Annotated in this window: 14 protein-coding genes; 9 read left to right on the top strand and 5 right to left on the bottom strand. The window is 69.8% G+C overall.

Annotated features, from left to right (window positions below; translation table 11 throughout):
• Window positions 1-87 precede the first annotated feature (87 nt).
• From OG709_RS30960 to OG709_RS30980, 5 genes are all read left to right on the top strand, one after another.
• Entirely contained in the window at window positions 88-531 is a 444-nt protein-coding gene (locus OG709_RS30960) for an SRPBCC family protein (RefSeq protein ID WP_250302631.1), read from the top strand.
• A gap of 245 nt (window positions 532-776) precedes the next feature.
• The gene (locus tag OG709_RS30965) at window positions 777-3173 is read left to right on the top strand and encodes an MFS transporter (RefSeq protein ID WP_405687733.1); all 2397 of its coding nucleotides are present in this window, start codon (window positions 777-779) and stop codon (window positions 3171-3173) included.
• Window positions 3174-3543: 370 nt separating this feature from the next.
• Complete coding sequence (locus OG709_RS30970; protein WP_250302633.1) at window positions 3544-4350, top strand: lysozyme; 807 nt, start codon at window positions 3544-3546, stop codon at window positions 4348-4350.
• A gap of 236 nt (window positions 4351-4586) precedes the next feature.
• Window positions 4587-7034: an ATP-binding SpoIIE family protein phosphatase gene (locus OG709_RS30975; protein ID WP_326693682.1), complete on the top strand. Its 2448-nt coding sequence runs from the start codon at window positions 4587-4589 to the stop codon at window positions 7032-7034.
• 123 nt (window positions 7035-7157) lie between these two features.
• Entirely contained in the window at window positions 7158-7880 is a 723-nt protein-coding gene (locus OG709_RS30980; protein ID WP_326693681.1) for a class I SAM-dependent methyltransferase, read from the top strand.
• 77 nt (window positions 7881-7957) lie between these two features.
• Here the strand turns inward: OG709_RS30980 and OG709_RS30985 are convergent, their stop codons facing one another.
• The 5 genes from OG709_RS30985 to OG709_RS31005 all read right to left on the bottom strand — a co-directional run bounded on the left by OG709_RS30985 (window position 7958) and on the right by OG709_RS31005 (window position 12763).
• Window positions 7958-9202 carry a cytochrome P450 gene (locus OG709_RS30985; protein ID WP_266645976.1) on the bottom strand — a complete coding sequence of 415 codons (1245 nt, stop codon included), beginning with the start codon at window positions 9200-9202 and terminating at the stop codon, window positions 7958-7960.
• A complete protein-coding gene (locus OG709_RS30990) occupies window positions 9199-10434 on the bottom strand; it encodes an NAD(P)-binding domain-containing protein (protein WP_250302642.1) in 1236 nt (411 codons plus the stop codon). Before OG709_RS30990 ends, OG709_RS30985 begins: the two co-directional genes overlap by 4 nt.
• Entirely contained in the window at window positions 10431-11660 is a 1230-nt protein-coding gene (locus OG709_RS30995; protein ID WP_443068591.1) for an NAD(P)/FAD-dependent oxidoreductase, read from the bottom strand. Before OG709_RS30995 ends, OG709_RS30990 begins: the two co-directional genes overlap by 4 nt.
• The gene (locus OG709_RS31000) at window positions 11627-11821 is read right to left on the bottom strand and encodes a ferredoxin (protein WP_250302645.1); all 195 of its coding nucleotides are present in this window, start codon (window positions 11819-11821) and stop codon (window positions 11627-11629) included. The genes OG709_RS30995 and OG709_RS31000 overlap by 34 nt, the downstream gene beginning before the upstream one ends.
• A 168-nt stretch (window positions 11822-11989) precedes the next feature.
• On the bottom strand, window positions 11990-12763 hold the full coding sequence (locus OG709_RS31005; protein ID WP_250302647.1) for a TetR/AcrR family transcriptional regulator: 774 nt from the start codon (window positions 12761-12763) through the stop codon (window positions 11990-11992).
• Window positions 12764-13059: 296 nt separating this feature from the next.
• On the opposite strand from OG709_RS31005, the gene OG709_RS31010 reads away from it, so the two are divergent.
• The 4 genes from OG709_RS31010 to OG709_RS31025 all read left to right on the top strand — a co-directional run bounded on the left by OG709_RS31010 (window position 13060) and on the right by OG709_RS31025 (window position 24818).
• Window positions 13060-14127, top strand: a complete 1068-nt coding sequence (locus OG709_RS31010; protein WP_329168494.1) for a tetratricopeptide repeat protein — start codon at window positions 13060-13062, stop codon at window positions 14125-14127.
• A 92-nt stretch (window positions 14128-14219) separates the two neighbouring features.
• Window positions 14220-15233, top strand: a complete 1014-nt coding sequence (locus OG709_RS31015) for a polyprenyl synthetase family protein (RefSeq protein WP_266645971.1) — start codon at window positions 14220-14222, stop codon at window positions 15231-15233.
• A 675-nt stretch (window positions 15234-15908) separates the two neighbouring features.
• The gene (locus OG709_RS31020) at window positions 15909-20087 is read left to right on the top strand and encodes a carboxypeptidase regulatory-like domain-containing protein (RefSeq protein ID WP_329168497.1); all 4179 of its coding nucleotides are present in this window, start codon (window positions 15909-15911) and stop codon (window positions 20085-20087) included.
• A gap of 555 nt (window positions 20088-20642) precedes the next feature.
• Window positions 20643-24818: a carboxypeptidase regulatory-like domain-containing protein gene (locus OG709_RS31025; RefSeq protein WP_329168499.1), complete on the top strand. Its 4176-nt coding sequence runs from the start codon at window positions 20643-20645 to the stop codon at window positions 24816-24818.
• The last annotated feature ends 85 nt before the right edge of the window (window positions 24819-24903 follow it).

Raw genomic sequence — 24903 nt, forward strand, 5'->3', positions numbered from 1 at the left:
CCCGGATTTCCGTGGCCGCACCCGAGGTGGTTGGCTCAGCACGCGGTTCACCACACCGACTGAAGAACGACAGCTGGAGGAACTGGTATGGCGCAGGTAGAGGCCACCACGGAGCGGATCATCGCGGCGGACGCGGAGGCGGCGTTCGACGCGCTGGCCGACTACACCGGCACGCGGGCGAAGCTCCTGCCCGAGCACTTCAGCGAGTACGAGGTCCGGGAGGGCGGCGACGGCGAGGGCACGGTCGTCCACTGGAAGCTCCAGGCCACCAGCAAGCGCATCCGCGACTGCCTGCTCGACGTGACCGAGCCGACCGACGGTCAGCTCGTCGAGAAGGACCGCAACTCCTCCATGGTCACGACCTGGACGGTCACCCCGGCCGGGGAGGGGAAGTCCCGGGTCGTCGTCTCCACCGTGTGGAACGGCGCCGGAGGCATCGGCGGATTCTTCGAGAAGACCTTCGCACCCAAGGGACTTGGACGCATCTACGACGAGCTGCTGGAAAAGCTCGACGCCGAAGTGAGCAAGTGACCCCGCATCGATCCCGCATCGATCCCCGCACCGATGCCCGCATCGATCCCCGCGCCAACTCATTCGAGCGGAATTGATGCTCACCGGTTCGAGTGGTTTTCTCAGCGGCCCCGTTGTACGCCGTAGGGGCTCCCACCGGCCCTGAAGCCTCCGGCGTGCGCCTCGCGCGCTGATCGTCGCGCTTGCACCCCCTTGTCGTCGAATGCGAGAAAAGGGCGGCGCAGGCGCGACGAGGGGAGCAGTACGTGGGTGGAATCACTCTGGTGAAGGACGGGCACGCCGATGTGCCGACGGAGCCGCTGACCGTCGTACCTCCACCGCCTCCGGCAGCGGCGCAGCAGGTTCAACTCAGCCCGCGCCGGGTGCGGATGGTCTTCTTCGGGCTGATGCTCACGCTGCTGCTCGCGGCTCTCGACCAGATGATCGTGGCGACCGCGCTGCCGAAGATCGTCGGTGAGCTGCACGGCCTGGACAAGATGTCCTGGGTCGTCACCGCGTACCTGCTGGCCTCCACGATCGGTCTGCCGGTCTACGGCAAACTCGGCGACCTCTTCGGCCGCAAGAGCATCTTCATGTTCGCGATCGTCGTCTTCGTGATCGGCTCGGCGCTGGCCGGCTGGTCCCGGACGATGAACGAACTCGTCGGCTTCCGCGCGATCCAGGGCATCGGCGGCGGTGGCCTCATGATCGGCGTGCAGGCGATCATCGGGGACATCGTGCCGCCCCGGGAACGCGGCCGGTTCATGGGGCTGATCGGCGCGGTGTTCGGACTGGCCTCCGTCGCCGGACCGCTCATCGGCGGCTTCTTCACCGACCACGCCTCCTGGCGCTGGTGCTTCTACGTCAACGTGCCGTTCGGCGTGGTCACCCTGGTGGTCATCGCCCTCGTCCTGAAGCTGCCGAAACCCACCGCCAAGCCGCGTCTGGACATCCTCGGCGCGCTGCTCCTCGCGGCGGCCTCCACCTGCCTCGTCCTGCTGACGACCTGGGGCGGCACGCAGTACGCCTGGGGCTCACGCACCATCCTCGGTCTGGCCGCCGGTACGGTCGTGACGGCCCTGCTCTTCCTCGTCGTCGAGCACCGCACACCCGAACCGATCATCCCGCTGCGGCTGTTCCGTGACTCGATCTTCAACGTCACCGCGCTCGTCGGCGCGGTGGTGGGCATCGCGCTCTTCGGCGCGGCCAGCTATCTGCCGACCTTCCTGCAGATGGTCGACGGGGCCAGCGCCACCGAGTCCGGGCTGTACATGCTGCCGATGATGGGCGGAGTCGTCGTCGCCTCCGTGGTGTCGGGCCAACTGACCAGCCGCACCGGCCGGTACAAGCTGTACCCGGTGCTGGGCTGCGCGATCTCGGCCGTCGGCATGTGGCTGCTCTCGCGGCTGAAGACCGGCACACCGCAGGTCGAGTACAGCATCTGGATGGCCGTACTCGGCATCGGTATCGGCCTGATCATGTCGGTCCTGGTGCTGGCCGTGCAGAACTCGGTGGCGCCCCGCGACCTCGGCACCGCCACCAGCGCCAACAACTACTTCCGGCAGATCGGCGGCAGTGTCGGCGCAGCGATCTTCGGCGCTCTCTTCGCCGGCCGGCTCACCGACGCGCTCGCGGCCCGTATCCCGGCCGGGGCGCACCTCCCGGACGCCGAGTCGATCACCCCGCAACTGGTCCGCACACTGCCGCCCGCGCTGCGGGACGGCTACATCCAGGCGTACGCGGACGCGATGCCCCGGATCTTCCTCTACCTCGTGCCGGTGCTCCTGCTCGGCCTGATCATCGCCTTCTTCCTCAAGGAGAAACCGCTGGTGTCCCACAACACCCCCACGGCCGCACCGGACGCGGCAGTGCCCGCAGCCCGGGTCCCGGCCGCGCCCTACTCCGTGGGCGTTCCCGTCTGCGGGACCGTCCAGCACTACGACGGCTCCACCGTGCCGCGCGCCGCGCTCACCCTGATCGACGTCACCGGCCGCCAGATCGGCCGCGGCGCGAGCGGCGAGGACGGGCGGTACGCGCTGAGCGTGCCCGGATCGGGCTCGTACGTCCTGATCGCGGCGGCCGGCGGCCACCAGCCGCAGGCCGTCAGTGTCACCGTCGGTGAGCGCGCCGTCGACCTCGACGTGATCCTCGGTGGTGCGGGGCGGCTCGCGGGCACCGTGGTCACCGCGGACGGCACCCCGGTGCGCGACGCCGCGGTGACCCTCACCGACGTACGCGGGGAAGTCGTCGCGACCACCCGCAGCGGGCGCGAAGGCACCTACGTCATCACCGAGTTGGTGGCCGGCGAGTACACCCTCGCGGGCAGCGCCCCCGCCTTCCGCCCCGCCGCCCTCCCGGTGAGCGTGCAGGCCGCGCGGGAGACCCGGCAGGACGTCGAACTGGCCGGTGGCGCGGTGCTGCGCGGCACGGTGCGCGCCAGTGGCGGCCGGCCGGTCGAGGACGCCCGGGTCACCCTGCTCGACGCGGCGGGCAATGTGGTCGACACCCTCACCACGGGCGCCGACGGTGCCTTCCGGTTCGTCGATCTGTCGTCCGGGGAGTACACGGTGATCGCGGCGGGCTACCCGCCGGTCGCGACGGTCCTCCAGGTGGCGGGCGGCGGGCGTACCGAACGCGATCTCCAACTGGGGCACGAGGACTGATGAGCTGACGTGTCGCGCGCGGGCGCAGGAGCCAGTCGGCGGCTGCCCCGCGAGCGCTCGTCGCCGTGCCGTGGGGAGGAGCCGCAGCGCCTTGGGCAGACCCCGCTTCACACCGGTTCGTACGGGACCGGGCGGCCACGTACGTACAACTCCCCTGCTGTGGTGGCGTGGAGGTCACGGTGTCGAGGAGACCCTCCGCGCCACGTTTCTCTCCGCCGTTGCGGACTTCGATCGCCTTCCACCGTACGACGTATCGGGTGACGTGAGCCGCGCCCTCCGCGCGCCTCACGGTGTTCCCCAGGACTCCACGCAGGCTGGGCCTGACCCTTGGAGGCATATCGTGTCCGTGCCCGCCTGCACACCTCGCCGGATGTCCGCTGTTCTCGCCGCTCTGGCCGTGGGCATTCCTGCTCTCGCTCTCGTGCTGTCCAGTACTGCCGGCGCCGCCACCGGCGTCCCCGATCCCTCTCACCCCGGGGACGACTTCGCCGGTTCCCAGATCCTCAGACATGAGGGCACCGGCACGAGTGGCGTCGCACTCACCGCCGCCCGGGGCACGGAGGGCGTCGACGTCAGCAGCCATCAGGGCAACGTCGCATGGTCCCCGCTGTGGAAGTCCGGCGTGAGGTTCGCCTACATCAAGGCGACGGAGTCCACCAGTTACACGAACCCGTTCTTCGCCCAGCAGTACAACGGGTCGTACAAAGCCGGCATCATCCGGGGCGCCTACCATTTCGCCACCCCCAACACCTCCAGCGGCGCCGCCCAGGCCCAGTACTTCCTCGCTCACGGCGGCGGCTGGTCCAAGGACGGCAAGACCCTGCCCGGCGCTCTGGACATGGAGTACAACCCTTACGGCGCCACCTGCTACGGACTGAGCCACCAGGGCATGGTCAACTGGGTCAGGGACTTCTCCAGGACCTACAAGGCGAAGACCGGCCGGGATGTCGTCCTGTACACCTCCACGAACTGGTGGAAGAGCTGTACAGGGAACAACTCCGGGTTCGGCAAGACCAATCCGCTGTGGGTGCCGAGCTACGGTTCGTCCGTCGGAGTCCTGCCTGCGGGCTGGAGGTACCAGACCATCTGGCAGTACACCTCCAAGGGGGCGACGGTCGGTGACCACGACCGGTTCAACGGGAATCTCGACCGCGTGAAAGCCCTCGCGAACGGCTGACCGGCGTCCTCGCACCATGGCAAGCCCGAGGCACGACACGGCTACGCGCATGTCGGGAATGACAGTCGCACAGCCGGGGCCCCGGGCCGGCTCTCCGAGGGGACGTGCGCCCGGTGTGCGCGGGCGCACCCCCCATCGGGGCGGATTCCGGCGATGACCCGCGGACGCCGGACCCGGGGCCGTACGGTGGGCTTACGTACCGCAGAGCCTTGCGGCCGGGAAGGAGCCTTCCAGCCATGGACCTTGGTGTACCGCCGCAGAGGTCACCGCAGTCGCGCGACGCCGCGGCGGGCCGAGTGCCGCTCGCCGTGGTCGTCGTGGGCGCGGACGGACTGGTGTCGCACTGGTCGACCGGTGCCCGACGGCTCTTCGGTGTGGCGCGGGAGGACGCGATCGGCTGCGCGGCCGGTGAACTGCTGCCGGTTTCCGGTGCGTTGCGGCAGGAGGAGGAGCTGGGGCCGGACGGTACGTACGCCGACTTCGGCCCCGAGCTGGACAGTTCCCTCAGCGGGATCACCGCCTACCCGACAGCGGGCCGGGCCCGGGTGGACGAGCCGCGGCGCGGCCGTATCGACGTCCTCTGGTGGGCCTACCCGCTGGTCGGTCCGGGCCCCGAGCGGCTGCTCGTACTCGCCGCGGACGCCGCCCAACTGGGCGAGGACGAGGGGAACGGCGGCGCGGACGCCGAGACGATCTCCCCGGCCTTCGCGCTCCACACCGACTTCCCCGGCTACCAGGACCTGGCGGGCAGGCTCCCCGAGATCCTGCCCCACATGAGCGTTCACCAGGCGACCGGGATCGTCGCGCAGGTCCTCGAACTCGGCTATCCGGTCCTGGAGTTCAGCCAACGCGACCTGGTTCCCGTCACCCCCGACTGGGGTGTGCCGCGGCGGCGGTCGCGCCGCTGGACCCGTGGGCCGGGCGAGGCGGCCGACGACGCCCGCACGGCGCGTGCCGCGCCCCGTCCGGAACTCGACCTCGAATACGGCGCCGTCCGCGAACGGCTGGAATTCCTCAACGAGGTCAGTGGCCGGATCGGTACCTCACTCGATCTGGAACGCACCATCCGCGAGGTCACCAGCGCCGCGGTGCCGCGCTTCACCGACTTCGCGGGTACGCATCTGCGCGCCGCGGTCCTCGCCGGTGAGGGCTTCCCCGACGGCCCGCCCGACGTGACCACCATCTGGCACCGGGTGTGGGTCGAGCACAACGACGAACCGGGCCGTTGGGACGACACCGTGCCGGTCGGCGAGGCCATCGCCTTCCCCGACCACACGCCGTTCTTCCAGTGCATGGTCACCGGCGAGCCCGTCCTCATCCCGACGATCAGCGAGGAGCAGGGCAACCGCATCTCCGGCGAGTTCGAGAAGCGTGACCTGCGTCCGCTGATCAACCACCGGTCCATGCTGATCGTGCCGTTGAAGGCACGTGATGTCGTTCTCGGATTCATGGTGCTGATGCGGCGTCCCGGCCGGGAGCCCTTCGACGACATGGACCGCACCACCGGCGCCGAACTCGCGGCCCGCGCCGGGCTGGTCCTCGACAACGCCCGGATGTACACCTACCAGGAGAACGTCGCCGAGGCGCTCCAGGACAGCATGCTGCCCAAGGTCGAACCGCGGATGGCGGGCTGCGACATCGCCACCCGCTACCTCCCCGGGGCCCGCCTCGGCCGGGTCGGCGGCGACTGGTTCGACTCGGTGAAACTGCCCGGCTCCCGGACGGCGCTCGTCGTCGGTGACGTCATGGGACACGGCCTCAACTCTGCGGCGATGATGGGGCAGTTGCGCACCGCCGTGCTGACCATGGCCACCATGGAGATGCCACCCGCCCAGCTCCTGCGCAACCTCGACGACCTGGCGCAGCGCCTCGGCGAGCAGTATCTGGCGACCTGTCTGTACGCCGTCTACGACCCGATCCGCTCCGAGATCCAGATCGCCAACGCCGGACACATCCCACCGGTCCTGGTGCGCGCCGAGGACGGCCGCGCCGAACTGCTCGACCTGCCGACCGGCGCACCCATCGGCGTCGGCGGAGTCGCCTTCGAGACCGCGACCGTGCGGGTCGGCCCGGGGGACCGTCTCATCCTCTGCACCGACGGGCTCGTCGAGGTGCGGGGCCAGGACATCGGCGCCGGACTCGCCGCGCTCTGCGCGTCGGCGGCCCACCCCGCCGCCTCGATGGACGACGCCTGCGACACCATCATCCGGGCCCTCAATCCGCGAGACGGCCGCAAGGACGACGTGGCCCTGCTGATGGCCCGGGTGAACGGGATCCCCGACGACGACGTCGCCGAATGGCAGCTCGACATCGACCCGCGCGAGGTCGCGCGGGCCCGGCAGATCGTCCGGGACCAGTTGCTCGACTGGAGCCTGCCGGGTGCGGTGGAGTCGGCCGAGCTGATGGTCAGCGAGCTGGTCACCAACGCTGTGAAGCACAGCCGTACGCACCGGATCGGGCTCCGGCTGGTCCGGACAGCCGCACTGCTCTGTGAGGTCAGCGACGACGAACCGGCCCCGGCGGCACTGCTCGACGCCTCCGACCAGGACGAGTTCGGCCGTGGTCTGCGGGTGGTGAGCAGCCTCGCCCGGGAATGGGGCACCAGCGCCACCGCGCACGGCAAGACCGTCTGGTTCGAGCAGGCCCTGGGCCGGGCTCCCCGCCCGCCGTCGCACAGCTGGTGACGGTGGCCACCCACGGCACGGCCCCGGACGCCGGAGATCGTCCGCACTGTTGCCTCCGGCGTGCAGGAAAGGTAATCCGGTCCTGAACAGGAAGCATGCGGCAGGCCGGACCCGGGAGTGCGTATGGACGTGTCAGAGAAGTACCGTGAGTCGTGGGAAGGCTTCTGGTCGGCCACCTCCGACACCCAGGGCGAGGCGATCTGGGACTCCGACCCTTCTCTCGCCTCCGTACCGCACAGCGAGTTGCTGCTGCCGTACGCCGACACCTCGCTCCCCGTCGTCGATCTCGGCTGCGGCAACGGTACCCAGACCCGCTATCTGGCCACCGTGTTCGCCCGCGCGCTGGGAGTGGATCTCTCCCATGCGGCGATCGAACACGCACGCCGCGCGGACACCACCGGAGTGGCAGAGTTCGCGCAGCTCGACCTGGTGGACAGCGAAGCGGTCCGGGCTCTGCACGAGCGCGTAGGCGACAGCAACGTCTACATGCGGGCGGTCATCCACCAGAGCGAACCCGAGGCACGCCCCGCCGTCGCCGCGGCCGTCGCCGCACTGGTGGGGGAGCAGGGCCGGGCCTTCGTCGTCGAACTCACCCCCGCCTCCCAGGGTGTGCTCAAGGAGGCGGCCGGGGAGCCGCAGGGCCCGCCCGAGAAACTGCGCAGGGTGTACGACTACGGGCTCAAGCCGGCCTCGGCCACCGACGAGGAGGTGCCGGAGCTGCTGCGCGGTGCGGGGCTGGCGATACTCGCGAGCGGCGACACGGCACTGCCGCAGACCGAACACCTGGCGGACGGGACCAGGATCGACCTGCCCGCCCGCTGGTTCGTCCTCGCTGCCGCCGCCTGATGTCCCGTCCGTACGAGCGGCGCTGATGCGGGGGCGTGGCGGTCCGGTCGGCGCGCGGACCGCCACGACCCCGCGGATCAGCGGGTGACCATCAGCTTCCGGACGCCGTAGTTGGTACCGGTGAAGTCCATCGGCACCTCCTCCAGCGGGGTCGCGAGCCGCAGGCCGGGGAAGCGCGCGAAGAGCCGGGGCAGCACCGTGGTCAACTCGGCCCGTGCGACGTTCTGGCCCAGGCAGGCGTGGACGCCGTAGCCGAAGCCCATGTGCCGGACCATCTTCCGGTCCAGGTCGAGCGTGTCGGGGTTCTCGAAGACCCGCGGGTCCCGGTTGGCCGCGTTCATGGCGACCACCACCAGCTCGCCCTTCTTGATCTGCGCGCCGCCGAGCTCCAGGTCCTCCTTGGCCACCCGGCCGAGACCGAACTGAACGATCGTCAGGTAGCGCATCAGCTCCTCGACCGCGGCCCCCGTCCCGGCCGGTTCGGCGAGCAGGGCCTCGCGCTGCTCGGGGTGGGTCAGCAGGGTGAGCGTGGACAGGCCCATCATGGCGGCCGTGGTGTCATGGCCCGCGAAGAGCAACAGCACACCGAGACCGATGAGTTGGGAGTCCGTCAGGATCGATTCCTCGTCGTCCGCCTTGGCGATCAGCTCGGCGAGGATGCCCTCGGTGTCGCCGGTACGGCGCTTCTCGGCGACCAGCGCGGTGATGTAGTCGATCAGCCAGTGGGCGCCCGCGTCCCGTTCCGCACGGCTCCTGGCCATGTCCATCATCGCCTCGGTGGCGTGGTGGAAGCCGTCCCGGTCCTTGTACGGGACGCCGAGAAGCTCACAGATCACCAGGCACGGAATCGGCAGCGCCATCGCCTGGACGAAGTCGAACGTCTCGGGCCCGGCCTCGATGGCGTCCAGGTGCTCGTCGACGATCTTCTCCAGGTACGGCTGGAGCTTGGTCCGTACGGCCTTCGGTGTGAAGCGCCCTGCGAGCAGCCGCCGGTGGGCGCCGTGCTCCGGCTCGTCCATGAAGACGAACCCCACGTCGAAGGGGGAGTCCTCGCCCGCCTCGGACACCTCTCCCTCGGGGGTGTCGTGACGGGGGCGCTTCGCGCTCAGCCGCGGGTCGCTGAAGACCTGACTGCCCTCGTCGAAGCGGGTGACCAGCCAGCCGCTCGAACCGTTGGGGAAGCGCACCCTGACGACGGGCTGTTCCTCGCGCAGCTGGGTGAACTCCGCGGGCGGGTCCAGCGGCCGGCCGGGGGCCCGGGTGACGGGCTGGTCGATCAACGCCGTTCCGGAGGGAGCCTGTTCGGCGCGGGGGTCGGTCATTCCTGCTCCTGGTGGGGGGTGTGGGCCGCGATGGCCGCGGTGATGCCGGTGTGGGTGGCGGTGCCGTTGCACCAGCCGACGTACACGGCCAGATGAAGGGCCGCCTCACGGAGCTGATCGGGGGTCAGCTCGTCGTTGACGAGGCCGCCGTTGGCGATGATCTGTACGAGTTCGGACCGGCCGGTGGAGGCGGCCACGCCGAGCGTGAGCATCCGCCGGTCCCGTACGGACAGACCGGGACGGCTCCAGACCTGCGCGAAGAGGTAGTCGACGGTCTCGCCGGTGAAGGGCTCACCGGTGTCCGGGACGGCCGAGCTGAAGCCCGGTCCGTAGACCCGGTCCATCATCTCCAGCCCCAGCCGGTGCAGATCGTCACCGGCCGGGGCGGGGCGCTCGCCGCGCTCCAGGGTGTGGCGGGCGTGCGTACGCGCGACGTCGACCAGCGGGACCTCGACGCCGAGCGCCGCAGCGAGGTCCCTGGCGGCGTCCAGGTCCTTGGTCATCAACGGCTCCACCTGCGCACCGACAGCGTCCGGCAGCGCGCCGTCGGGGCCGTGCATGCCCAGCAGTTGGAGCAGGGTCCGGCCCTCGGGGTCGGCGGTGTCGATCACCTCGGCGAGCCTGGCCGGGTCCACGCCCGCGGCGCCTGCCAGCGCAGCGGCCTCCGCGACGGCGCGCCAGCTGCCGTACGTGACCACATTGCGGGCGATCTTGGTGGCCATCCCGGCGCCGAGCGGACCGCAGTGCACGACCTTCCGGGCCCAGTCGTCGAGTACGGGCAGCGCCGCGTCCACCGTGGCCCGGTCGCCGCCGACGATCGCGACCATGCCGTTCTCGGCCGCCCGGTCGCCGGGCGTCACCCCGCAGTCCAGGAAGCCGACACCGCCGGCCGCGCACAGCGCGGCCAGCTCGTGGACGACCGGCAGGGCGACGGTGGCGAGCAGCACGACGGTCAGGCCCGGATGGGCGCCCGCCAGCAACCCGTCCTCCCCGCCGATCACTTCGCGCGCCTGACCGGCGTCGACGACGGCGACCATCACCACATCGCTGCCCCGGGCCACCTCGGCGGGCGAGGCCAGCGGATCCGGGACTCCGGCCAGGTCCGCAGAGGCATCCGGCCGGATGTCGTGAACCAGCGGGGTCCGGCCGCGCCGCGCCATGCTGACGGCGACCCCGCCGCCGATCATGCCGAGCCCCACCACGCCTGCCCGCAGGGGCTGTTGGTCCGTCATACCGCTTCTCCTCCAGGAAAGGGGGCGCAATCGGCGACCAGCGCCCGGTACCCGCGCGTCGCACGCGGCATGTTCACTCCGGCGGCCCCGCAGACCCGGCCGTCCTTCGCGTACAGCGCGACCAGTCGGCGGTCGGCGAGACCGCCCTCGGCGATCCGCACCTCGTCCGCGTCCCGGGTCCGCCCGTAGACCTGGATCTTCAGGTCGTACTGGTCGGACCAGACGTACGGCACCGGGTCGAAGGGAACCGCGGCGCCCGGACCGGCCAGGATGTTGCGGGCCACGGCCAGGCCCTGTTCGGCGGCGTTCGTACGGTGCTCGATCCTGACCCGGCCCCCGGCGCGCGGGTGCGGCCAGCTGGCGACGTCCCCCGCCGCCCAGACGCCGGAACCCGCGTACAGGGTGGCGTCGCACTCGACGCCGTTCCCGACGGTGATGCCGCTTCCGTCGAGCCAGGAGGTGTGGGGGCGGGCGCCGATGCCGACCAGTACCGCGTCGGCCGCGACGGTGGTGCCGTCGCGGAGCCGTACACCGGTCGTACGGCCGTCCTCGGCCAGCACCTGCTCGACCGGGGCGCCCGCGACGATCCGTACCCCGTGTTCCCGGTGGACCTCCGCCAGCATTCCGCCCAGTTGGGGCCCCAGTGCATCGGCCAGGGGCACCGGCGCGTCCGTGACCATCGTGACCTCGGCGCCGGCCCGGCGGGCCACCGCAGCGGCCTCGGCGCCCACGAAGCCCGCGCCGACGATCACCAGACGTGGCCCGGCGCGCAGTTCCGTACGGAAGGCGAGCGCGTCCTCCAGCGTGCGCAAGACGTGCACCCCGGCGATCCCCTCGGTGCCGGGCAGCCGGCGGGCGGCGGCGCCGGTGGCCACCACCAGTGCGTCGTAGCCGATCCGGCTGCCGTCGGCGAGGGTCACCTCGCTGCGGTCCGTGTCCAGCGCGACGGCCGCGGTCCCGAGCCGCAGGTCGAGGTCGAGTGCCTCGATGGCGTCGGCGCCGCGCAGCGGGAGGCGGTCGCTCTCCCACTCTCCGGTCAGTAGCTGTTTGGACAACGGCGGCCTGTCGTACGGGAGATGGGCCTCGGCGCCGACAAGGGTGAGTTGCCCGGCGTAGCCGCCGCGCCGCAGCCCTTCGACCACGCTCAGTCCGGCCGCCGACGCCCCGACCACGGCGATACGGGACGGAGCGCTCACCGGCTCACCTCGATCGCCGCGGCCGGGCAGACCGCCGCGGCCTGGCGCACGTTCTCGTACTCGCTCTCCGGCGGGTCGGGGTCGAGGAGGACCACCACGCCGTCCTCGTCGCGCTGGTCGAACACTTCGGGGGCGGCGAGCACGCACTGGCCCGCTCCGCAGCACTTGTCGAAGTCGAGGGAAACCTTCATGCCAAAACCTCCGTCTGGCCCTTGGGGGAGGGCGGATCGGATGGGGCGGCCGGACAACAAACTGATTGCCCAAGTCACCTAACTAAGTTCAGTCATGGACGCTAGACCTCCGCCCCGCCCCCGTCCATCCCGGTCGCTGTGATCCAACTCACGGTGTGCGGTGGGTTTCTACGCCTGGTGATGATCTCCGGATTCCTGGTGGGCGCCTCCGGGCTCGCCCGCACCGGCCAGCATGGCCCTGATCTGGCGCGAAGCCGCCGTCTCCGCGACCGGAGGGCCGAACGGCTGCCCCTCGGGCGCCCGTTGGGGCACGAGGGCGTCGACGAGGCCGTCGGCCACGTTCAGGATGAGCGCGTCCATCGGCGCGGTGGACAGCAGGGAGTGGGACAGTGCGATGTTGCCGTGCAGCCCGGCCCACAGGGTGAGCGCGGCCTGCTCCACCGGCAGGGCCAGCGTGCCGCCCTCGTCCACGCAGCGCGCGCACGCGGCCCGCAGGCTCGACGACACGTGACGGGACGGATGGCGGTTGATGCGCGTCGCCGCGACCGAGGGCTGCGGCACCTCGAACATCAGCCGGTAGTGACCCGGATTGTCCAGGGCGAAGCGGCAGTACGCCCGCGCCTGGGCCCGCAGCCTGTTCCGGGCGTCCTGCGGCCGGGCCGCCGCGTCGGCCGCGGTCATCCGGGCCGCGAGATCGGTGTACTTGTCGTCCAGTGCCGCCCACACCAGCTCGGCCTTGTCGGCGAAGTGCAGATAGATGCTGGGGGCGGCGACACCGACCTCACGGGCGACCGCGCGGATGGTGAGCTTGTCGATGCCACCCCAGTCGTCCAGCAGCCTGCCGACCGCGGCCAGGATGTCCCTGCGCAGCTGCTCACCGTGTCCGCGAGGGTTGCGCGCCCGCCCCGCCGCGGGCCCCTCGGGCGCCGTCCGTTCCGTCATGAGTTGCCCTCTCGCTCGGGGCAGAGCCTAGGTCCTTTCGACTGGGTCGGGCCGCTCCCGGTCGGTTCCGCCCCGGCGGTCCGCTGCGCGGTGTCCCAGGTGACGGACAGCTGGTGCATGGGCGAACGCACGTGCTGATCAGGGTGAACATTCATGGAACCCGTACTCCCGGAAGATCATCTTCCTTTCCGGCGCGGCTGATCGAGCCGACCGCACGGAGAGACAGAGAGGGGTCCGGCCGTGACGAGGTCCTTACCGTTGCCCGGCGCGTGCCTGGCCCCGGGCGGAAGGAATGCATGTACACGAAGGCACTTGCACCGGAGTACCAAGGGGCACTGAGCGCACTGTCGGTGAACTCGTCCCTGACGGACGTTCTTGCGGAGGCGACCGAACAGATGGCGCACGCCGAGCAGTCCGGCGATGTGCGGGAGACGGCACGCGCCGCACTGGCGGTCGCGGAGGCGCAGCGAAGGCTCGGCAACATAGCGGAGGCCGACGCGGCCTGGAAGTCGAGTTACCGGACCGCCCGTTCGGCCGGGGACCAGTCCGCCATGGCGTGGGCCCTCTGGAGCGGTGGCACCCTCGCCCGGCAGCGCGGCGGGCTCAACCTGGCCTTCCGCCTGCTGCGGTACGCCGCAGACACCGGCAAGCAGTCCGGTGACGTGGTGGCCCACGGATACTCCCTGGCCGGACTCGCCGAGACGGGCCGCATACAGGGCGACTACCGCGCCGTCGGGGCCCTGCACGACGAACTGCTCGCCGAGGCCCGCAAGCGCGGCGAGGCCAGGCACACGGTCTGGGCACTCGAAGGCATCGCGCAGATGCACCGCAACACCGGCTCCTACGACACCGCGTTCGCGATGTTCGAGGAAGCAGCCGAGATAGCCGAGAAGGCCGATGACCGGCGCGGCTGGGCCTGGGCGCTGCGCGGGATGGCTGATCTCGTTTCCGTACGCGACAAGGACCCCGAGCGGGCACTGGCCCTCCTCGCGGAAGCCGAGAAGACCTGCCGCGAGATGAAGCTGAGCAGCGCACTCGCCTACAACCACAAGATGCAGGCCAACGTCCTCTACCGGGCCGGGCGTTACGCGGAGGCGTCCGCGACGTACGAGGAATCGCTGGCCGAGTTCCTTCTGATGAGCGAGCCGCGCGGTGAGGCGCTCTCCCGGCTCGGCGCGGTCAAGGCGCGTGCCCGTCTCGGCGCCGACGCCGAGCAGACCGCTGCCGAACTGCACGAACTGGCAGGGGTGTTGGACCGCATCGGGCTGCGGCACGCCCGCGCCATGGTCGACAAGGCGCACGCGGAACTGGGCATCGTCCCGGTCGACACCACCACGGCCGAGGCCGGGGGGGACCCGCGGTGACTTCCTCCCGGGCATCCGTCCTCCCTCCCGCGGAGCACGGCCCGTCGCCACGGGACGCGGACCGGACGAGGGATGCCGGTACAGCGGCCGATGTGCTCGCGCGCTGTCGCGATCTGGTGGAACCGGCGCTGCGGTCCCGCATCGCGAGCCTGGCCGAGTGGCCCGCCGAGATGGCCGCGTACGCCTTCGGCTGGTGCGACGTGGGTGGCGCGCCCCGCTCGGGCGCGGGCACCGGCAAAGGGGTGCGGCAGGCGCTGACCGTACTGAGCGCCGAAGCCGTGGGGGCATCGGGAGCGGACGCCGTCGATGGAGCCGTGGCCGTCGAACTGGTCCACACGTTCTCGCTGCTGCACGACGACATCATGGACCGGGACGAGTTCCGCAGACAGCGCCCGACCGCCTGGAAGGCGTACGGGACCGGGCCCGCCGTTCTCGCCGGGGACGCGCTGTTCGCGCTCGCGGTGGAAACCGTCGCCGGAGTCGAAGGCCCGCAGGGCGGCCCGGCGGTCCGCCAGCTTGCGGCCGCCCTCCAGGACCTGGTAAGCGGTCAGGCCGACGATCTCCTGCTGGAGCGGAGATCCTGGACCGGACCGGACGCCGTCGGCGTCGCCGACTACCTGACGGTGGCCGAGCACAAGACGGGCTCCCTGCTCGGGTGTGCGAGCGGCCTGGGCGCGATTCTCGGCGGGGCCCCGGCCCCGACCGTCCGCGCGCTCACCGCCGCCGGACGCCATCTCGGCATCGCCTTCCAGGCCATGGACGACTTCCTCGGCATGTGGGGCGATCCCGCTGTCACCGGAAAACCGGTCCACAGCGATCTGCGGAGAAACAAGAAGACGCTGCCGGTACTCACCGCGCTGGCCGGAAAGAACCGGGCGGCGGAGGAACTCGCCGAACTGCTCACCGCACCGGCACCGTTGAGTGAGGAGGGGCTTCGTCAGGCGGCCCGTCTGGTCGCTGAGGCGGGTGGCCGGACCGCCACCCTGGACGAGGCCCGACGCCAGGCCGACGCGGCGGAGCACTGCCTGCGCGGTGTCCCGCTGGCGCCGCGGGCACGGGAGGAACTCCTCCTTCTCGTGCCCTTCGTACTGCATCGCGACATGTGACGAACCGGGCCCCGAGCGGGCCCGCCCCCGCGCGCGGATGATCCCCGGCTGCCGGAACCGGGGATCGTCTTCCGCCCCGGACGCGCTCTGCCCGAGGAAGTCGCCCGCTCCCGTGTCGACCGGTGCCGTGGGTTGTCGGGCCTGTCGGGCCGGGGAGTTGTTGGGGGCGGGAGTTTCTGGGTGTGGGGGAGGGGTGTTGTTCTGTCGGGTGTCGGTGTGATTCGACATTCGTCGGGCTGGTGCGGGGATGGTCCCGACTTTCGACCGATGACGGGGTGGTGCTGTTGGTCATAAAGTCCGCGCGAACCTGTCATCCGGCAGAAGGGGCGGGAAAGTTCTCGTGCACCGTGTTCTGTCGAAGTGCTCGTGTTCCCGAGCGCCGCCTGAGGGTTCGAGGGTGTCGGCCCTGTCCGGTTGGAAAGCTCTGGCTTGGTCGCGGCCGTGTTGATCCGGCCGAAATGTTCTCTGGTGATCACGGTGCTGGTCGGTGCTGAGGCGCGCTGGGCCGCGGGATCAAGATGCGGCTGAAGGAATGCGGCTGAGGAAGTGCGGCTGGGCCGGGATGTGCCTGATCAGGAATTCATGATTCGGGTTTGCATGCACTCCGTAGGAGAGGTGTACGTGTTCTATCTCCCCGCTGCGCGGCGTTCGCGCCGCAGATCGCGTCCGGTTGTGTTGACCACGGCTGTTGGGCGTGTCCGGGCGCTGATCGTGGCGCTCGCCGTCGTCGCGCTCACGTTGATCGCTCTTCCGGCCCCGGCCTCCGCATCCACCGTCACCACTACCGGATCCACGGTCACCACTACCGGGTCCACCGGGTCCACCGGATCTGCCAACGGTTCTGTCTCGGCCGCGAAGGCGGCCCGTTCTGCTTCGCCTGGTCGGCATCCCACCGACCGGTTGTGTGCCTCGCCGTCACGGGCGGGTGAGATGTCCTGTCTCGCGATGGTCCGTACCGATGTTGCCGTGGTGAAGGGTGTGCAGCCCGATGCGGCTCCCGCTGGTTTCGGTCCGGCGGATCTGCAGGGTGCGTACAAGCTGCCCGCTGTTGGATCCACGGAGACGGTGGCGATCGTCGACGCGTTCGACAACCCGAACGCCGAGGCCGATCTGGCCATCTACCGTCAGCAGTACGGGCTGTCGGCGTGCAGCACGGCCAATGGCTGCTTCAAGAAGGTGGACCAGCGCGGTGGCACGGACTATCCGCCGGCGAACTCGGGGTGGGCCGGGGAGATCGCGCTGGATGTCGACATGGTCAGCGCGACCTGCCCGACCTGCAAGATCCTCCTGGTCGAGGCCGACGACAGCTCCGTGACCAATCTCGGTGCCGCCGTGAACCAAGCGGTCGCCCAAGGCGCCAAGTACGTCTCCAACAGCTATGGCGGTGGCGAGAGCCCCGACCAGAGCCAGACCGACGACGCCTACTTCAACCACCCCGGTGTCGCCATCACCGCCAGCAGCGGTGACAACGGCTATGGGGTGGAGTATCCGGCTGCGTCGCCGTATGTGACGGCGGTCGGAGGTACGTCACTGGTCAAGGACACCTCCACCAGCCGCGGTTGGACCGAGAGCGCATGGAGTGGTGCGGGCAGTGGCTGCTCGGCGTTGGAGCCCAAGCCGTCGTTCCAGAAGGACACCGGCTGCGCGCGTCGTGCGGTCGCCGATGTGTCCGCGGTCGCGGACCCGAGCACTGGTGTCGCGGTCTACAACGGTGGTTGGAACGTCTACGGCGGTACCAGTGCGTCCGCGCCGATCATCGCCTCGGTCTACGCCATGGCCGGAACGCCGGTGGCTGGTTCGGCGCCCAACTCCTACCCCTACGGCCAGCCCTACGCACTCAATGACGTGACCTCCGGAAGCAACGGAAGCTGCGCGCCTGACTACCTGTGCAAGGGAGGGGCGGGCTACGACGGGCCGACCGGGCTCGGCACCCCGAACGGCGTCGCCGCGTTCCGCTCCGGGCCGCACGGCACCATCACCGGCACTGTCACCGACGGCACCGATCCCCTGGCTTCGGCCCAGGTCACTGCGGGCGACGTCACGACGATGACGGACGGGAAGGGGCAGTACACACTGATCGCTCCACCAGGCACCTATGACGTCAGCGCGAGCAAGTTCGGGTATGCCACGAAGACCGTTTCGGGTGTCGCGATCGCCGACGGTCAGACGGTGACCGAGGACTTCGGGCTGAGTGCGAAGTCGCGGGTGGATGTCACGGGTACGGTCCATGACGATTCCGGTCACGGCTGGCCGTTGTATGCGACGGTGCGGGTCAAGGACGAGCCGACAGCGGTCGCCTACACCGACCCCGGGACGGGCAAGTACACGCTGAGCGTGCCCGCCGGGGCCACCTACACCCTGCAGGTCGACCCCTTGTATCCGGGTTACGAGCAAGACTCTCAGGACGTTCAGGTGGGATCGGCGGATGTGACACATGACGTCAAGGCGTCGGTCGACTGGACGGCCTGCAGCGCGAGCGGGTACGCCCTTCACAGCGACGGCGCCACGGAGTCGTTCGACGGCACCACGGTGCCGTCGGGCTGGACCGTCGACGACAAGGCCGGCAACGGCCAGACCTGGGTGTTCGACGATCCCGGCAAGCGCGGCAACCAGACCGGCGGGTCGGGTGGCTTCGCCATCATCGACAGTGCGAAGTACGGCGTCGGCAAGTCGCAGGACAGCTCGCTGATCAGCCCGGTGATGGACTTCAGCCGGCGAACTCACCCCGCCCTGACCTTCCGTACCGATTACAAGGGCTACTCGGGCGAGACCGGGGACGTCGACCTCAGTGTCGACGGCGGCCAGACATGGAACAACGTCTGGCACCACACCACCGACATCGCCCAGGGGCCGCGGACCGAGATCGTGGACCTGTCCCGGGCCGCCGGCAAGGCGGACGTCCAGGTGAGGTTCCACTTCACCGCCAGCCTGGGGTGGTGGTGGCAGGTCGACGACGTCCGCCTCGGCGACCGCACCTGTGACCCGGTACCGGGCGGCCTGGTCCTCGGCCGGGTGACCGACAAGAACACCGGAGCCGGGCTCAACGGTGCCTCGGTGGCATCGGCCGACAAACCCGCGGAGAAGACAGTCGCGCTGCCGACGCCGAACGACCCGAACCTGGGCGACGGCTTCTACTGGATGTTCTCCTCGCTCACCGGGAAGCACACGTTCACCGCTACCACGGGGGGCACCTACAGCGCCCAGGACATCACCGTCGACGTGGCCCCGGACCAGGCAACGGACGGCACGTTCGCCCTGCCCGCACCGCGGATCGAGGTCAGCCCGGCCCAGGTCGGCAAGACCGTCGACTGGAAGGGCCGGGGCAGTTCCACCCTGACCCTGAAGAACACCGGAACCGCTCCGGTGACTGCCAAGATCGGTGAGTGGCCGGGCGGCCACCAGCCCGCAGCGGCGCAGAAGGGTGCCCCGCTGCACGAGGTGAAGGGACACTACAGCCCTCCGCAGTTCCGGCCCGGCAGGACCAGGCAGACGACGGCGGCCAAGCCGTCGGCGACGCCGTCCGCGGGACCGTGGACGGCGGCGGCCGACTACCCCTCACCGATCATGGACAACGGTGTGGCGACCATCGACGGCAAGGTCTACTCGGCCGCCGGAACCGACGGAACCACGCCCGTACTCAACAAGGCCTACGTCTACGACCCGGTCACCCAGGCGTGGAGTTCCCTGCCGAACATGAAGGTCGCCCGTCTCGCTCCGGAGGCAGCCGCATTCGGTGGCAGGCTCTACGTCTTCGGCGGCTGGGACGCGTACAGCACGATAGCCAAGACCGAGATCTACGACCCTGTGAGCCGTACCTGGTCCGCAGGCGCCGATATGCCGAAACCGGTCGGCGCCGCAGGCGTGACCGTGCTGGGCGGCAAGATCTACATCGTCGGCGGCTGCTCGGCAGGCTGCCACAAGACGTACGTGCAGGTGTACGACCCGGCGTCGGACTCCTGGAGTTCGGGCACGTCCTACCCGGAAGAGAGCGCCATGCTCGGCTGCGGGGCCATCGCGAACAAACTGTACTGCGCGGGCGGGACGCAGGGCACCGCCTCCTCCAAGCACGCCTACAGCTACGACCCGGCATCCGCCCGCTGGACTCCCCTCGCCGACCTGCCGATCGACCTGTGGGGGATGGGCTACTCGGTGGCAGACGGCAAGCTCCTCCTGTCCGGCGGCGTCACCAACGGCCTCACCACGATCACCAACCGGGGTTTCGCCTACGATCCGGGATCCGATACCTGGACCGCGCTGCCCAACTCCAACAACACCGTCTACCGCGGCGGTTCGGCCTGCGGCTTCTACAAGATAGGAGGCTCCGCCGGAGGGTGGGCCGCGACCAAGAAGACCGAGCTGCTGCCCGGCTACTGCGGGTCCGATGTCCCCTGGCTCTCGGTGGACAGGACCGAGGTGACGATCCAGCCGGGCGAGAGCGCCGACGTCAGCGTGCGCTTCGACGCGAACGTCGCCGCAGTCACCCAGCCGGGCACGCTCACCGCGCTGCTCACGATCAGGGCGCAGACCCCGTACGCGACCGCCTCGGTGCCGGTGTCGCTCACGGTGAACCCGCCCAGGACCTGGGGAAAGATCACCGGGACGGTCACCGGGGTCGACTGCTCCGGAAAGTCGGCGCCGCTGACCGGAGCGACCGTGCAGATCACCGCGAAGGCGGCGAGCTACACGCTGAGGACCGACCGGAACGGTCAGTACGTGTTCTGGCTCGATGCCGGCAACAGCCCGCTCACGGTGACCGCGTCCACCGACGGCTCGGTGCCGCAGGCCCGGTCGGTCAGGATCAAGGCGGGCAAGGCGACCACGGCCGACTTCTCTCTCGCATACATCTGCAGCTGATCTGACGCTCCGTGCGGGCAGAGCCCTGCCCGCACGGACAAGTCGCGGCCTCGCCACCGATCGGTGGCGAGGCCGCGACCGTTCTGTCGGGTGTCGGTGTGATTCGACATTCGTCGGGCTGGTGCGGGGATGGTCCCGACTTTCGACCGATGACGGGGTGGTGCTGTTGGTCATAAAGTCCGCGCGAACCTGTCATCCGGCAGAAGGGGCGGGAAAGTTCTCGTGCACCGTGTTCTGTCGAAGTGCTCGTGTTCCCGAGCGCCGCCTCGGGGCTGGGAGATGTCGACCTTGTCCGGTTGGAATGAATTCGGCTGGGTCGCGGCCGTGGTTATCCGGCCGGAAGTTTCCCTGGTGATCACGGCGCCGGTCTGTACTGAAACGCGCTCGACCGCGGAATCATGTCGCGGTTGAAGAGGCGCGGTTGAGTAAGTGCGGCTGGGCCGGGATCTGCCTGATCAGGAATTCACGATTCGGGTTTGTATGCGTCCCGTAGGAGAGGTGTACGTGTCTTATCCCCCCGCTGCGCGGCGTTCGCGCCGCAGATCGCGTCCGGTTGTGTTGACCACAGCTGTCGGACGCGTCTGCGCGCTGATCGTAGCGCTCGCCGTCGTCGCACTCACGTTGATCGCTCTACCGGCCACGGCCACGGCCTCCACCACATCTGCCACCTCCACCACATCCGCTTCCACCACCGGATCTGCCAACGGTTCTGTCTCGGCCGCGAAGGCGGCCCGTTCTGCTTCGCCTGGTCGGCACCCCACCGACCGGTTGTGTGCCTCGCCGTCACGGGCGGGTGAGATGTCCTGCCTCGCGATGGTCCGTACCGATGTTGCCGTGGTGAAGGGTGTGCAGCCCGATGCGGCTCCCGCTGGTTTCGGTCCGGCGGATCTGCAGGGTGCGTACAAGCTGCCCGCTGTTGGATCCACGGAGACGGTGGCGATCGTCGACGCGTTCGACAACCCGAACGCCGAGGCGGACCTGGCTGTCTACCGTCAGCAGTACGGGCTGTCGGCGTGCAGCACGGCCAATGGCTGCTTCAAGAAGGTGGACCAGCGCGGTGGCACGGACTATCCGGCGACGGACGCCGGGTGGGCCGGGGAGATCGCGCTGGACGTCGACATGGTCAGCGCGACCTGCCCGACCTGCAAGATCCTCCTGGTCGAGGCCGACGACAGCTCCGTGACCAATCTCGGTGCCGCCGTGAACCAGGCGGTCGCCCAGGGTGCCAAGTATGTCTCCAACAGCTATGGCGGCGACGAAGGTTCCGACCAGAGCCAGGCCGACGACGCCTACTTCAACCACCCCGGTGTCGCCATCACCGCCAGTAGCGGTGACAACAGTTACGGCGTCTCGTACCCGGCCTCGTCTCCGTATGTGACAGCCGTCGGAGGCACCTCGCTGGTCAAGAACACGTCCACCACCCGTGGTTGGACGGAGACCGCATGGGGTGGAGCGGGCAGTGGCTGCTCGGTGTACGAGCCCAAGCCGTCGTTCCAGAAGGACACCGGCTGTGCGCGTCGTGCGGTCGCCGATGTGTCCGCGGTGGCGAACCCGAGCACTGGTGTCGCGGTCTACAACGGTGGTTGGAACGTCTACGGCGGTACCAGTGCGTCCGCGCCGATCATCGCTTCGGTCTACGCCATGGCCGGAACGCCGGCAGCGGGTTCGGTGCCCAACTCCTACCCGTACGCCCAGCCGTCCGCGCTGAACGACGTGACGTCCGGAAGCAACGGCAGTTGTACACCCGCGTATCTGTGCAAGGGAGGGGCGGGCTATGACGGGCCGACCGGGCTCGGCACCCCGAACGGGGTCGCCGCGTTCCGTTACACACCGCACGGCACCGTCACCGGGACTGTCACCGACGGCACTGATCCGCTGGCTTCGGCCAAGATCAGCGTGGGTGACGTCACGACGATGACGGACGGGCAGGGCCATTACACCCTGACCGCGCCACTCGGAACCCATGACGTCAGCGCGAGCAAGTTCGGGTATGCCACGAAGACCGTTTCGGGTGTCGCGATCGCCGACGGTCAGACGGTGACCGAGAACTTCGGGTTGACCGCGAAGTCGCGGGTGGATGTCACGGGTACGGTCCACGACGGTTCCGGTCACGGCTGGCCGTTGTATGCGACGGTGCGGGTCAAGGACGAGCCGACAGCGGTCGCCTACACCGACCCCGGGACGGGCAAGTACACGCTGAGCGTGCCCGTCTCCGGCAGCTACACCTTGCAGGTCGACCCGTTGTATCCGGGTTACGAGCGGAACTCCGAGGAGGTTCAGGTCGGTTCGGCGGATGTGACGCATGATGTCAAGGCGTCGGTCGACTGGACAACCTGCAGTGCGAGCGGATACGCCCTCCACAATGACGGCGCCACGGAGTCGTTCGACGGCACCACGGTGCCGTCGGGCTGGACCGTCGACGACAAGGCCGGCAACGGCCAGACCTGGGTGTTCGACGATCCCGGCAAGCGCGGCAACAAGACCGGCGGGTCCGGGGGCTTCGCCACGATCGACAGTGCGAAGTACGGCGCGGGCAAGTCGCAGGACAGCTCGCTGATCAGCCCGGTCACGGACTTCAGTCGGCAGACCCACCCGGCCCTGACCTTCCACACCGACTACAACAGCGTCCCGGGCGAGACCGGGGACGTCGATGTCAGTGTGGACGGCGGTCAGACATGGAACAACGTCTGGCACCACACCATCGACATGGCGCGGGGGCCGCGGACCGAGATCGTGGATCTGTCCCGGGCCGCCGGCAAGGCCGATGTCCAGGTGAGGTTCCACTTCACCGCCAACTTCGGGTGGTGGTGGCAGGTCGACGACGTCCGCCTCGACGACCGCACCTGTGACCCGGTACCGGGCGGTCTGGCCCTCGGTCGGGTGACCGACAAGAACACCGGAGCCGGGCTCAACGGCGCCTCGGTGGCATCGGCCGACAAACCCGCGGAGAAGACGACTTCGGTGGCGACGCCGAACGACCCGAACCTGGGCGACGGCTTCTACTGGATGTTCTCCTCGCTCACCGGGAAGCACACGTTCAACGCCACCACGGGGAACTCCTACAGCCCACAGGACATCACCGTCTACGTGGCCCCGGACCAGGCAACGGACGGCACGTTCGCCCTGCCCGCACCCCGGATCGCTGTCCCGGCCCAGGTAAGCAAGACCGTCGACTGGAAAGGGCGGGGCAGCTCCACCCTGACCCTGAAGAACACCGGAACCGCCCCGGTGACCGCCGAGATCGGCAAGCAGCCGGGTGGTCGCCAGTCCGCGGCGGCGCAGAAGGGTGCCCCGCTGCACGAGGTGAAGGGACACTACAGCCCCCTGCGATTCCGGCCCGGCAAGATCGCGCGGGCGGCCACCAAGCCGTCGGCCATGCCGTCCGCGGGACCGTGGACGACGGTGGCCGACTACCCCTTGCCGGTCATGGACAACGCCGTGGCGACCATCGACGGCAAGGTCTACTCGGTCGACGGAACCGACGGCTCCGCCGATTACAAGAAGGCCTACGTCTACGACCCGGTCGCCCAGGCGTGGAGTGCCCTGCCGGACCTGAGCGTCACCCGTTCGGCACCGGAGGCGGCTGCCTACGGGGGCAAGCTCTACGTCTTCGGCGGCTGGGACCAGTACGGGAGGCCGGTGGCCAAGACCGAGATCTACGACCCGGCGACCGGGACCTGGTCCACCGGCGCCGAGAACCCGAAGCCGTACGCCGGCGCCGGCGTGACCGTGCTGGGCGGCAAGATCTACATCGTCGGCGGCTGCACGTACGACGACTGCGGCGGGACGGACGTCCAGGCGTACGACCCGGCGTCGGACTCCTGGAGTTCGGGCACGTCCTACCCGGAGCCGATCTCCTGGCTCGGCTGCGGTGCCGTCGCGAACAAGCTCTACTGCGCGGGCGGGGCGAACCTGGCCGGCACCTCCAAGCACGCCTACAGCTACGACCCGTCGTCTCACAGCTGGACCGCCGTTGCCGACCTGCCGACCGACCTGTGGGGGATGGGCTACTCGGCGGCGGACGGCAAGCTCCTCCTGTCCGGTGGCGTGACCGACGGATCGACCACGACCACCAACCAGGGCTTCGCCTACGATCCGGGATCCAACGCCTGGACCGCGCTGCCCAACTCCAACAACACCGTCTACCGCGGCGGTTCGGCCTGCGGCTTCTACAAGATCGGAGGTTCCCCCGCAGGGTGGGACGCGGCCGCGAATTCCGAGCTGCTGCCCGGCTACGGCGAGTGCGTCGCAGTCCCCTGGCTCTCGGTGGACAAGACCGAGGTGACGATCCAGCCGGGCAAGAGCGCCGACGTCAACGTGGGTTTCGACGCGAACGTCGCCGCAGTCACCCAGCCGGGCACGCTCACCGCGGAGCTCATGGTCAGTGCGAAGACCCCGTACGGGGCGATCCCGTCGGTGCCGGTGTCGCTCACGGTGAACCCGCCCAGGACCTGGGGAAAGATCACCGGGACGGTCACCGGGGTCGACTGCTCCGGCAAGTCGGCGCCGCTGACCGGAGCGACCGTGCAGATCACCTCGAAGAGGGCGAGCTACACGCTGAGGACCGACCGGAACGGTCAGTACGTGTTCTGGCTCGATGCCGGCAACAGCCCGCTCACGGTGATCGCGGCCAAGGACGGCTGGGCGACGCAGACCCGGTCGGTCAAGATCACGAAGGGCAGGGTGTCCAAGGCCGACTTCTCTCTCGGACCCGATCGCACCTGCACCTGATGTGACGCTTCGTGCGGGTCGGGTCCGCCCCGGCCCGCACACAGGCCGCGGCCCCGCCACTGATCCCGTGGCGGGGCCGTCGTCC

The sequence above is a fragment of the Streptomyces sp. NBC_01267 genome (assembly GCF_036241575.1).
Lineage (GTDB): Bacteria > Actinomycetota > Actinomycetes > Streptomycetales > Streptomycetaceae > Streptomyces.